This is a genomic window from Halomonas citrativorans (assembly GCF_014898005.1).
Taxonomy (GTDB): Bacteria; Pseudomonadota; Gammaproteobacteria; order Pseudomonadales; family Halomonadaceae; genus Vreelandella; species Vreelandella citrativorans.
In genome coordinates this window covers 24,567-35,940 of record NZ_JABUYX010000027.1, presented here as the reverse complement: position 1 = coordinate 35,940, position 11,374 = coordinate 24,567, and the positions used below count along the sequence as shown (strand labels likewise).

The 11,374-nt window shown below is 57.7% G+C and carries 9 protein-coding genes and 3 pseudogenes; 6 read left to right on the top strand and 6 right to left on the bottom strand.

Going from position 1 to position 11,374, the window contains the following annotated elements:
* Positions 1-186, top strand: a pseudogene (locus INT20_RS16045) (IS256 family transposase); the annotation flags it as partial.
* Positions 187-439: 253 nt separating this feature from the next.
* Here the strand turns inward: INT20_RS16045 and INT20_RS16040 are convergent.
* Complete coding sequence (locus INT20_RS16040; protein ID WP_074211468.1) at positions 440-1,552, bottom strand: RNA-guided endonuclease InsQ/TnpB family protein; 1,113 nt, start codon at positions 1,550-1,552, stop codon at positions 440-442.
* 102 nt (positions 1,553-1,654) lie between these two features.
* A complete protein-coding gene (locus INT20_RS16035) occupies positions 1,655-2,041 on the bottom strand; it encodes a TraK family protein (RefSeq protein ID WP_192539748.1) in 387 nt (128 codons plus the stop codon).
* Positions 2,042-2,426: 385 nt separating this feature from the next.
* Between INT20_RS16035 and INT20_RS16030 the strand changes: the two genes are divergently transcribed.
* The 5 genes and pseudogenes from INT20_RS16030 (at position 2,427) to INT20_RS18315 (ending at position 5,750) form a co-directional block, all read left to right on the top strand.
* A complete protein-coding gene (locus tag INT20_RS16030) occupies positions 2,427-2,702 on the top strand; it encodes a plasmid mobilization protein (RefSeq protein ID WP_225736347.1) in 276 nt (91 codons plus the stop codon).
* Between the two features lie 73 nt (positions 2,703-2,775).
* Positions 2,776-2,946, top strand: a pseudogene (locus INT20_RS18150) (IS30 family transposase); the annotation flags it as partial.
* A 34-nt stretch (positions 2,947-2,980) separates the two neighbouring features.
* A pseudogene (locus INT20_RS16025) lies at positions 2,981-3,556 on the top strand (ISNCY family transposase); the annotation flags it as partial.
* A gap of 254 nt (positions 3,557-3,810) precedes the next feature.
* Positions 3,811-4,812: an IS30 family transposase gene (locus tag INT20_RS16020; RefSeq protein WP_193054202.1), complete on the top strand. Its 1,002-nt coding sequence runs from the start codon at positions 3,811-3,813 to the stop codon at positions 4,810-4,812.
* A gap of 344 nt (positions 4,813-5,156) precedes the next feature.
* Positions 5,157-5,750, top strand: coding sequence for a GntR family transcriptional regulator (locus tag INT20_RS18315; RefSeq protein ID WP_192539744.1), 594 nt, complete (start codon positions 5,157-5,159; stop codon positions 5,748-5,750).
* A 310-nt stretch (positions 5,751-6,060) separates the two neighbouring features.
* On the opposite strand, the gene INT20_RS16010 is transcribed toward INT20_RS18315, so the two are convergent.
* Genes INT20_RS16010 through INT20_RS15995 form a run of 4 tightly spaced genes read right to left on the bottom strand, consistent with a single transcriptional unit; the run spans position 6,061 to position 11,324 of the window.
* Positions 6,061-7,065, bottom strand: coding sequence for an LLM class flavin-dependent oxidoreductase (locus tag INT20_RS16010; protein ID WP_192539743.1), 1,005 nt, complete (start codon positions 7,063-7,065; stop codon positions 6,061-6,063).
* Between the two features lie 4 nt (positions 7,066-7,069).
* Entirely contained in the window at positions 7,070-8,365 is a 1,296-nt protein-coding gene (locus INT20_RS16005) for an NtaA/DmoA family FMN-dependent monooxygenase (protein WP_192539742.1), read from the bottom strand.
* Positions 8,362-10,383: an iron ABC transporter permease gene (locus INT20_RS16000; protein WP_193057285.1), complete on the bottom strand. Its 2,022-nt coding sequence runs from the start codon at positions 10,381-10,383 to the stop codon at positions 8,362-8,364. The genes INT20_RS16005 and INT20_RS16000 overlap by 4 nt, the downstream gene beginning before the upstream one ends.
* Positions 10,380-11,324, bottom strand: a complete 945-nt coding sequence (locus tag INT20_RS15995; protein WP_193057284.1) for an ABC transporter substrate-binding protein — start codon at positions 11,322-11,324, stop codon at positions 10,380-10,382. Before INT20_RS15995 ends, INT20_RS16000 begins: the two co-directional genes overlap by 4 nt.
* Positions 11,325-11,374 lie beyond the last annotated feature (50 nt).

Here is an 11,374-nt window from a genome sequence, read left to right as displayed (position 1 = left end):
CAGTTCCGAAAACTCACCAAGACCAAGGGTGGGTTTGCCAACGAAAATAGCCTGTTGAAACTGCTGTATGCGGGTATTCTCAAGGCCTCTGAACGCTGGACTCACCCTGTGCAAAATTGGAACCTGACGCTGTCGCAAATGGCGATACATTTCCCAAAACGCCTGGACGGTCATATCGACCTATAATGACCAAACTGACACAAAGTTTTGAACACCCTCCGGAATACACCTACTGTACCAGCGTGCTGGCACCGACAGCATTTGACATCCTCCCCTCCCTCAGCTTGCGCTGCCGCCTTGCGGCGGAAAGGAAGGGGATTCCCAGGTCGTTACCTTCCTGGTTCCTGCTTCGATGTTCGTTGCCTTCAATGCCTTGGCACTGCTGGTCTTACACAAACTCCACAGGCGTACATTCCCGAGTGCCCCTCGGTATGATCTTTCAACCATCTGCACCGGCTAATAGCGCGGTGCCTGCTTGCAGAATGTTGCGGGCCGCATTCACGTCGCGGTCGATGCCCTGAGTACCGCAATCTGGGCAGTCCCAGGTGCGAACATTCAGCGGTAGTGATTCCAGCACAAAGCCGCAGCTATGGCAGCGTTTTGAGCTTGGGTACCAGCGATCAATCTGGACAAACTGCCTTCCCGCCCAGGCCGCCTTGTAGTCAAGCTGGCGAACCAACTCCCCCCAGCCAACATCACTGATGGCGTTAGAGAGATGGCGGTTTTTGACCATGTTCTTCACCTGCAAACTCTCCGCTGCAATCACTTGGTTCTCGTTAACGATCTGGCGGGTGAGTTTATGCAGGTGGTCACGGCGCGTGTCAGCGATCTTGGCGTGACAGCGAGCGACCTTTAACCGTGCCTTGGCTCGGTTGTTCGAGCCTTTTTGCTTACGGCTGAGGCGCCGCTGCGCCTTCGCTAGCTTTCGGGCATAGCGGGCAGTGTGGCGGGGATTATTCACCCGATGGCCGTCACTGGTCACGAACAGGTCTTTGATCCCCAGGTCGATACCGACCATCTTGAACGTAATTGGCAGCGCCTCAGTGTCTACCTTGCACAGACAGCTAATGAAGTAACGGCCTGCTGCATCCTTGGATACCGTCACTGTGCTCGGTGCCGCAGGCAGGTCGCGGCTCCAGCGGATGTTTAGCGGTTCACGGCACTTGGCGAGCGTGATCTGCCCGTCACGGTACGAAAATGCCGAACTGGCAAAGGTGGCTGACTGCCGGTGCTTCTTCGATTTAAAGCTGGGGTACCGCGCCCGCTTGGCAAAGAAATGCTTGAACGCACTTTGTTGATGGCGCAAGCATTGTTGCAGTGGCACCGAACTAACCTCGGCTAGAAAGGCGGTGTCCGGCTGCTTCTTTAACTGTGTTAGGAACGCGCTGGCATCGTTATAGCCGATCTTTTCCTGACGCTGATAAAACGCGTCGGTGCGATAGCGCAGCACCGCGTTCCAGACAAACCGCACGCACCCAAACGTCCGCGCCAGCAAGGCTGCTTGCTCAGGCGTGGGATAGAAGCGGTATTGGTAGGCGCGTTCGGCTTTCATGCTTTACACTTTAGACGAAATATTGTAAGGATGCAAAACACAAGGCGTCCTGGCGGACGCCGCGCTATCCATCCTCGCACTAAAAGTACGAGGTTTTCCGCGCTAACTGATAAGGTCGTCGCGGTTATTTCCGCTGTTTGGGTTGTGCTCGAATCCGGGGCGTTTTGAGCCGGGTTTAGCTGCTGGGGCAGGCTTGCCCCCTGCTTGTCCTCCTGCGGCCCCTGTAGCGGCCGGGGAGGGGCTTTGCGGGGTGATTTGCCCTGCGCCTTTCCTTTGGTGTCCATCGTCTTTTGCTCCCGTGATGTACCGGACGACGTAACGGTTGAACTGGGAGTAGCTGATACCTAGTTCATCCTCGCCGCCGCAGTCGTCATAGACCGTGCGCTGTTCGTTACCGGCCTCGATCAGCGTCTTGAACTGATCGAGGCGAGCCAGAAACGCGACACGTCCCGCGCCCCGGCGGGGCTTGCTGCTAGGCGTGTCTGCCATGCCTGTTTCCTCCTATTGACCGCCGCGACTCAATCGCGGACGGCCCATCATACACGCTAATGCGATTCTGCGCGAATCAGTGCGACTGTACGCGATTCTATGCGATTGAGCAAGCCATTTAATGCGATTGTACGCGATGATATGCGATTCTATGCGATTCGTCGGCTTTTCCGGCCTTTGGGCCGGTTCTGGGTGGATCGTTTAGCTACTGTCGCATACAATTGCATAGAACTAGACGGCAAGATATGTGTTGTACGGGTACGGGCAAGCCCGTCCCCATCCAACACCGCCCCTTATTCGCCTTCGGCTCAACGGTATCTTGCTCTGCGAGGCCCACAGCCGCTGCCGCGTCTAAGAGCGAAAAGCAACAACAGGAGCGCAGGCAATGCCAGAGAACACCAAAGAAAAGGCCCAGCCTCGGCGGCGCGGTAAGCCGATAGAGGTGTGGGTGACAGACGACGAGAAAGCGACCATCACAGAGCGCGCCGAAGAAGCGGGCATGTCCCGTTCGGGCTACCTGCGCGCCCTTGGGTTGAACACCCCAATAAGGTCGGTCGTTGACCTGGCCGCCGTTGCGGACTTGGCCAAGGTCAACGGCGACCTTGGGCGGGTCGCTGGGCTGCTGAAACTTTGGCTCGCAGAGAAACGCGGCCAAGCTTGAGTAAGTCCGCAATCGCCTCATCGTTGCTGTGTGCCGCTTAGGGTGTCATTTCGCCCCCAGCCGGAACCGACCCCGCACAAGACGTTGGCTCCCCCGAGACCTTGATCCACTTACCCTCAGTGATCGAGACCTCGCATTCATCTGTCATCGCCTCAACAATACACCGCGCAAATGTTTAGGGTACAAAACACCTGCAGAAGTCTTTCGGCAGAAACTCTTCGCAAACAGACATCGTTTTGCGTAAACTCAAACCGAAAAGTCGCGCTTCAGCCTGACCTCACACGCCGGAATATATTGCAGACTTCAATGCTCGTTTTGGCAAGGAGCCGCGCAATCCTAAGGATATGCATCGACCGCTGGCCGCGCATGAGAACATCGATGGTGCGATGTGCCGGAAGGAAGTACGGACACTGTCGCAAACACTGACACTGCGTTACGACAAGGTGCTGTTCATCCTGGAGCCGACGGAGTTTGCAAAGCGGCTGGCTCGACAAAAGGTGATTGTCTGCGACTATCCGGATGGCCGTCTGGAGATCATGTATGGTACGGACACCCTGCCCTACAGAACATTCGACAAGCTTCGTTCTGTTCATCGCTCGCCTGTTGTCGAGAACAAGCGACTGGATGACATGCTTTCGATTGTGGCCGAGATGCAGGCAGGCCGGGAACTGCAACGCAGCCAGAGCGGTCCCCGTCGCACAGGTCAGACGAACCATTTGTTTGGCGTGCCTGATGGCAGTGTCGGGAACGGGTATCAGAAGCGCGAGCGCAAATCGCGCACCGCTTACATGAACGATCCTGACGTTATTGCGCGCCGGGAAAAAGCGTTGGCTCGGTTGGCTGCTACGGAGTGAAATGGCCAGATCAATGACATTTGGCACTCTCAGAGCTAAAGCCGAAGGGCACCTATCGACCCGCCCCCATTCCTCGCTTGCAACTCTGACCAGCCTCTCGGAATGGGGGCTGAACGTCAGCACCTGTCGCATCTCTATCTTGCTGGAGATAGCGTATCCCTAACTTGCCAAAACACATTATATAACCGGGGTACATTCTATTTTAAACTGCAACATGCCAATGAATTCATGTGGTTAGCCATGGAGGAAATTGGATGTCGAATTGCTACTCACAGATCACATTGGCGGAACGTCGCCGGTTATTTGAGCTGAAACAGCTTAAACTCCCTCTCGGCGATATTGCGCGGCTGATGGGCCGTCATCGCTCGACGATCTATCGCGAGATCAAGCGCAACAGCTTTTGGGATGCCGAGATTCCAGACTATAATGGCTATCATAGTGTTTTTGCCGACAACATCAGCAAAGACCGCAGAACGCGGTTGCGCAAGCTCAGACGTTACCCAGAGCTGCGCAAGTTCGTCATTGAACAATTGGAAGCACACTGGTCACCAGAGCAGATCTGCGGCCGACTGATTAGCCATGGTCTGAGCGCGATACGTCTATGCGCAGAAACGATCTATCGCTTCATTTACTCAAAGGAAGAATATGGGTTAAAGCTGTATGAGCATCTGGCCGAGATGCGCACAAAGCGCTGCCCACGCGGCACCAGAAGATCGCGCAGCTCCCGCATTCCAGAAGCGTTTCGCATTCATCAACGTCCTGATTTTATTGGCAATCGTCTGCAATTCGGCAATTGGGAGGGTGATTTGATCATCTTTGATCGTGACCTCGGAGAAGCCAATGTCATGACACTTGTTGAACGCAAAAGTCGTTACTTCGTCATCATTAAAAACAGCAGTCGGCACTCAAAGCCTATCATGAACAAAATCATTCAGGCCTTTGCAGCGCTGCCTTATCATGCACGCCGCAGTTTTACCTTTGATCGTGGTTCCGAGTTTATGGGTTATAGGGCTTTGGAGGATGGAATGGGGGCAAGAAGCTGGTTTTGTGATCCAAATTCACCCTGGCAAAAATGCACTATTGAGAACATCAACAAGCGCATCCGACGGTATTTACCCAGCAATACGGATCTGGCGCAGGTCAGCCAGGCTCAGTTAACCGCCCTCGCCCATAAGCTCAATGCGACCCCGCGCAAGTGTCTTGGATTTAAGACACCCGCAGAGGTGTTTGCTAAACTTTTGCAGGAAGCAGCTTAATCAGATACCCTCACCGCCGGCATAATGCAGTTGGGGTAACTTTTCCACCTCAAGGAAATCCCCGAGCCGTAGGGCGGAGAGATCTCAAGGTTCCACGATGTCAAATTCGAAGCCTTCATCCTGCTGCAGGAGACAGACCGGAAAATAGGCTCGCTGATCAAAACGATATAAAAAGTCTCTTCAATGGGTTTGCCAAACTGACTCAGACCTGTGCTATGTTTGATTTAGCGTTAACATGTCATGCTGTGTGTATGGAATAATCGGCTACTGCGCACAAGGTTTGAATGGGGCGGCAGGTATTTTTTGCCGACGTGCATGTTTGGCGATCCGCAGGAGAAGCGTGAGTGAGTGATAAGACCGCGACAGTCCAGTCAAGACATCGGGCATATGAGAGTTTCATCAAACTCTTGCTGGCGGGCGATTTTCATCCCGGCCAGTTCGTTTCGCAACGGCAACTTGTCAGTATAACAGGGCTTCCGCTCGGCGCGATACGGGAGCTTATTCCTCGCTTGGAGGTGGAGGGCCTTATCAAGACGGTGCCACAACGCGGTTTACAGATCGCGCATGTCGACCTCAATCTCATTCGTGAGGCATTTCAATTTCGTCTTTTCATTGAGCGGGAAGTTGTCGCTGTTTTCTGTCAGGAGGCGTCAGCGGAAATCTTGCTGTCCCTGCGCAGGGAACATATCGACTGGAACCTGCACGATACGATCATCGGTTCGCTGAACAACGAAATCATTTGGCGTAAATATCAGACCAACAATATCAAGATGCGTCTCATCAATCAGGAGCGTTTTCGCATCGCTGGCCGCGTCATTCCTGTCATGGAAGAGCATCTGAAAGTGCTGGAAGCCATTGAAACGCGCACTCCGCAATTGGCAATGGATGCGATAACGGTCCACATCAACAATGCGCGCTCACTGGCGCTGAAGATTTAACGAGACCGGCAAATTTGGAAACGGAAAAGGGCCATGCTTCAAGCGCAGCCGCCGTCGCTGCATGATCGCCCTCGTGTCTCACATATACGAAGCAAGGGGCGTGTATTTCGGTCGTAAACGGAAAGACTGGGAAAAGTGGAACCCGTTTTCCCGAAAAGAAAAACGAAAACAAAAGAACCCAGAGTCTGTCTGGGTCATAATGAACCAGACAGACTCTGGAAGAGCTGCGTGTCGGAGTGTAATTTCGCAAGATTATGTACACCCATCGGCCAGGGGATCAGGCGGAGGGTACCGGGACCGGATCGTGCACCTATTCCATGTATAAATTTTTCAGACCGAGCCTCTCACGCAAGGTGGATGGGCCTGTCTTTTCCGGTAACATACCGGCCTGCCGCAAAAGCGGCATGACCTCGTCTATAAAACCGTTCAGGCATGTTCCGGCAAGGCTGAAGCCGTCAATGATTCCAGCACCATGCCACTGGGTGATCCTCTCGGTCACAGCTTCCGCGGTGCAGGTGTTGGTAGAACCTAGAACGGGCATGATCCGCACGTCTGCGCGATCCCTTGCATGGCTTTTCAGGCGGAGGCTCATCTCGTCCGCGAATTTTGCGGTCGCTTCGAGGTCCATCGCCTCGGCAATCACGACATCGGCAAAGCGCGCCGCCATATCCATGTCATCCTCCGTCACCACGCTGTGAAACAAGACCGGCCTGCCCTGCGGCGGGCGCGGAACGTCCAGCGGCCCCTTGACCGAAAAATAGTGTCCACGATGGTCGATGGGGCCGTTCCCCTCTCCGTTGACTTTCACTCGCCCGTCAGAACGTATGACGATGGCATCCGGGGACCAGCTATCCCATAACTGGTGGACCACTTCGAGAAATTCCGCATCCCGTGCGGCAACGGCCTCGACAGGCGGACGGCTCAAATCGCCATATTGCTCCTGTTGCTGATCTGCCGACGGCGTGATGTGCCAGCCAGCCCTGCCCCGGCTGATATGATCGATGGTCGCAAGCCGCCGCGCAACGTTATAGGGCTGGCTGGTGCGCGGGGAGACGGCGGCGGCAAGACCGATGCGATCGGTTGCAGCCGCCAGCGCCGCAAAAGCCGTAAACGGCTCGTATGGAAGGAATGCACATCCTTCCCGCACCAGGCCCGCATTGTTCGCATCCCTGAAGACGAGCGCGTCGATCCCGCCCGATTCGGCGCGTTTCGCCAGTGTCAGGAGAGTTTGGAGAGCGCCGGGACGCGCGGAAACGCCATCCACCGCGGCGAGACTTTCCGGCCCGAGAATATAATTGAAATGAAGCTGTTTCATATTTTCAATGTCCCTTTGCAGCGAAGCGCCGGTTGTCGGGGCGCGCCAGACCGAAATGGTCGCGCAGCGTCGTTCCCGCATAGCGGGTGCGATAGAAACCGCGCCGTTGCAGGATGGGGACCACTTCTTCGACAAACAGGATATTCGCCTCAAGAGAAGGCCACATCAGCGTGAAGCCGTCGCAGGCAAAGCCCGTAAACCATTCGCTGATGAGGTCGGCCGTCTCAAGCGGCGTTCCAGCGAAAGCCAGATGCGCGCCCTGTTGCAGCACCTGACGCGGGGTCAGGCGATGCTTGCGGATCATGTCGAGATAAAGATCCGATCTTCCACGCATTCCGTTGGTGAATCCCTGCTCGGGCAGCAGATCGAGAGGGATCGGCTCGTCGGGCGGCAATTGCGAAAGGTCGATGCCGACCATTTCCTTCATGCGCGCGCCCGCATTTTCACCCGCGCCCTGTCGCGCCGCCAGAAGGGCTTCGGCCTCCGTGCGGGTTTTCGCAACGATCGGCATCAGGCCCGGCAGGATATTGAGTTGATCGGGCGTGCGTCCGAAAGCGGCCATGCGGCGGCGAATATCGGCATAAAATTCCTGTGCGATGGAAAGGACCGGCTGGGCGGTGAAGATGACTTCCGCCCAGCGTGCGCCGAAATCCCGTCCCGCCTGCGACGAACCCGCCTGCATGCGCACCGGGCTGCCCTGTATGGGGCGCGGTATGTCGAGCGGCCCCTGAACCTCGAACCATTTTCCACGATGATCGAGGGCCGGAACGTTCCCGGGTGAGGCGTGGAGCATGCCCTCAGGCGTACAGGAGAGCGCATCTTCATCGAGGCTGTCCCACAGCGCGGTTACGACCTCGATCACCTCATGGGCACGCTCGTATCGCGTATCGTGTTCGAGATGTTCGTCGCGGCTGTAATTGGCGGCGACCGTGCCGATGGCCGTCGTCACCATGTTCCAGCCCGCGCGGCCATTGCTGAGGCGGTCGAGGCCTGCGAACATGCGCGCGAGATTATAAGGCTCGTTATAGGTGGTCGAAACGGAGGCGATCAGCCCGATATGCCTGGTCACCGTGGAAAGTGCTGAAAGAAGGGCTATGGGTTCCAGCGAAAAGCCCGGACGGTAGGTGTAGAAATCGGCGATGAACATGGCGTCCATCAGCCCTTTCTCGGCCAGTTGCGCACGCTCCTCAAGCTGGCGCATATCGAAAAGACGGGACGGCATATCCCCCGCAATGCGCCATGCCAGATCGAGATGATCGATACAGGAATTGAAATGAAGCTGTCGGTTCGGATGGCTCATGTGCGCATACTCCGGCGGATAAGATAGATGAGATAAGGGGCGCCGATCAGCGCAATGACGGAGCCTGCGGGCAGTTCCCCCGGCGCAATGACGAGCCGGGCAGCAATATCGGCGAGCCCGAGAAGAAGCGCACCGACCAGCACCGAAACGGGCAAGACCGCGCGCAGGGAATGGCCGCATAAAAACCGCGCCAGATGCGGCGCCAGCAGGCCGACATAGCCGACAGGCCCGGTCTGCGAAACGCAGATGGCGGCAACCGTGACGCCCGTCGCTCCGGCGGCGAGCCTGACGGGCGCGATCGCAGCACCAAGGCTGCGCGCCGTGATGTCGCCGAGCGAAAGCAGTTCGAGTTTCGTCGCCACCAGCATCGCACAGATGAAACCGGCAAGAAGCGTGGGAAACAATATCTGCACCGTGGACCAGTTGGCCCCGTAAAGTCCGCCGATGAGCCACACCATCGGATTGTCGGTAAAGCGGGTCTGCATGACCAGTATCTGCACGAATGCGCCGCAAAGGGCGGAAACGGAAATGCCGATCAGGATGAGAAAGGTCGGTGTCAGCCTCGTGCGCCATGCAAGGATATAGACGGTGGCCGCCGCAAGCATTCCACCGGCAAGTGCCGCCATGCCGATGCCCGTCGCGCTTGCTGCGGGAAACAGCGCCACCATGAGAAGAATGCCTGCCGTCGCCCCGCCATTGACCCCGACAATCGACGAATCCGCCAGAGGATTGCGCAATGCTGCCTGAAAAAGCGCGCCGGCAAGGGCGAAACCCGCACCGGCAAGACAGGCTGCGAGAATACGCGGGCCACGCATGTCCCAGACGATCTTCTGCATGAGCGGCGCAGCCTTGCCGGAGAGTGCCTGCATGACCTGCATTCCCGACAGCGGCAGACCGCCGACGAACATGAGACCCGCAAGCAGCGTGAGGCCGATGAGGAGCAGAAGGGTCAAAAGCAGGATCGTGGGGGAAACATGTCCGGCTCGGCCGAAATCGAGCGATGAAGCCGCATTCATCTGCCCGCCCCGGCTGCGGCGCAGGACGAGCCACAGAAGCCATGGCGCACCGAGGGCTGCCGTAATGGCCCCCACGGGCGGTGCGCTGGTCAGGCTTCCAAGCATGTAGGTGATGCTGTCGGCGGCAAGCAACAGGCTGCTGCCCCAGAGTGCCGCGGCCGGTATCAGCGCGGCATGCCGTCTGACCCCCGCAAGCTTGACCAGATGCGGCGCGACAAGACCGACGAAGCCGATGGGACCGGTGGCGGCGACGGAAGCGCCCGTCAGCACCAGCACGACGATCAGGGTCGCGGTGACGAGCAATGCGTGTTTCTGTCCGAGGCTTCTGGCCGTATCCTCGCCGAGCCGGGCAATATCATATGCGCGCGACAGCGTGAAAGCCGCAATGAGGCAGAGGACGATCCATGGCCAGACGAGTTGCACATTGCTCCAGCCGTTCTGCCGCAGCGAACCCGCACTCCAGGTAATGAGAAACCGCGCCTCGCTCTCGTAGAGCAGCAGCAGCGCGCCGGTTATGCTTGAAATCGTCATGGCGACGATCAGTCCAGCAAGAAGAATGCGCAGCGGCGTGGCGCGAAACCCGCCCGCCAGCAGATAGACCATCAGCACGGCAACCAGACCGCCGCAGACCGCGACGGCGATGGGCATGAAAACGATCAGGGCCGGTGCGAATATGGTGGCCAGCGCAATGAAGAAAAAACTTCCCGCGCTGATGCCGAGAATGCCCGGCGACACCATCGGATTGCGCAGGATGCTCTGCATGAGCGCGCCGGAGACGGCGAAGGCGCTGCCCGCAAGCACCCCTATGGTGGCGCGCGGCAGGCGAAAGCCGCTGACGACGTCGCGCAGCAGATCGTCATTATACGCAAAGGAGCGGATGATGTCGCCAACCCCGATCCGGGCCTCGCCATGCGCCATATTGAGCGCGAAAGCGGCGACGAGCGCCATGACGCCCGCCCCGATCATGCCCAGTTCGCGCAAGCATTGCCGCGGCACGCTCACGTCAGAAGCGCCTTGCGGACATCGCGCAGAAACAGCCGCGCGCTCAGCGGGCCGTTGTGGATCAGCCGGTAGGGAATGGGCTGAAAGCGGTTCTCGCGCACGAAACGCAGATTGCGCCACACCGGCGTCGCCATGAGATTGGCCACACCCTTCTCATTGAAGGGCATGTAGAGAAAATCGGCATCCTGCAAGGCGATCAGCGTTTCGGCGGTGGTGACGTTGAAGCCTTTTTCGAGATAGCGGTCGTCATCATAGGCATAGGCGAAGCCGCAACGCTGCAAAAGCTGCGCCGGCAGCGCATTGCGATTGAAGAGCATGATTTCGGCCCCTGTGACGCCGGCATTGACATTGCCCAGCACGACAGGACGCTTGTCCAGCCCTTTCGCGACGACACTTTGCTTCATTTCCGCAAGCGTTTCATCGAGAGACGCGAGGAAATCGCCGCATTCCGCTTCCCGTCCCGTCAGACGCGCGACGGCACGCAGCGTCTCGACCATATTCGCCATCTGGTCGGGTTTTCCGGCTGGATAGGAAAGGAATGCCGCCACCGGCGCGATTTCGCCAAGCAGGGTGCGACTTTTCTGGATGCTGTTGGCGCTGCCGAGGATCAGATCCGGCTCAAGCGCCATGATGAGTTCGATATTGGGTGCGGAAGACAGACCGAGATCGGTCACCTCGTCCGAAAGCCGGGGCTCGGCATCGCCGGTGAAGCGGCGATAATTGGCGGGGCCCGTCATTCCGACCGGTTGCAGGCCCAGCGCCAGAAGAAATTCCGCACTCTGCTGGTCAAGCGCCACCACCCGCCGCGCCGGCTGCGCCAGGCATGTTTCACCCAGTTCGCTCACCGCACAGACGCGCGCCGCAAAAGCCCCTTGCGTGGATGCGGCGAAGGCGGCGAAGGCGGCAAGCCCGCAAGCGAAGCTTCTTCTCGACATCATCATCAGATTTTGCGCGGGATACCCGGTACTTCTAGTGCCGGGAGGGATAGCGC

Bases quoted from the DNA above. Each gene is read 5' to 3' on its own strand.
- INT20_RS15995 (WP_193057284.1), bottom strand. From the start codon at position 11,324: ATGATGATGTCGAGAAGAAGCTTCGCTTGCGGGCTTGCCGCCTTCGCC.
- INT20_RS16035 (WP_192539748.1), bottom strand. From the start codon at position 2,041: ATGGCAGACACGCCTAGCAGCAAGCCCCGCCGGGGCGCGGGACGTGTC.
- INT20_RS16005 (WP_192539742.1), bottom strand. From the start codon at position 8,365: ATGAGCCATCCGAACCGACAGCTTCATTTCAATTCCTGTATCGATCAT.
- INT20_RS16010 (WP_192539743.1), bottom strand. From the start codon at position 7,065: ATGAAACAGCTTCATTTCAATTATATTCTCGGGCCGGAAAGTCTCGCC.
- INT20_RS16020 (WP_193054202.1), top strand. From the start codon at position 3,811: ATGTCGAATTGCTACTCACAGATCACATTGGCGGAACGTCGCCGGTTA.
- INT20_RS16040 (WP_074211468.1), bottom strand. From the start codon at position 1,552: ATGAAAGCCGAACGCGCCTACCAATACCGCTTCTATCCCACGCCTGAG.
- INT20_RS16030 (WP_225736347.1), top strand. From the start codon at position 2,427: ATGCCAGAGAACACCAAAGAAAAGGCCCAGCCTCGGCGGCGCGGTAAG.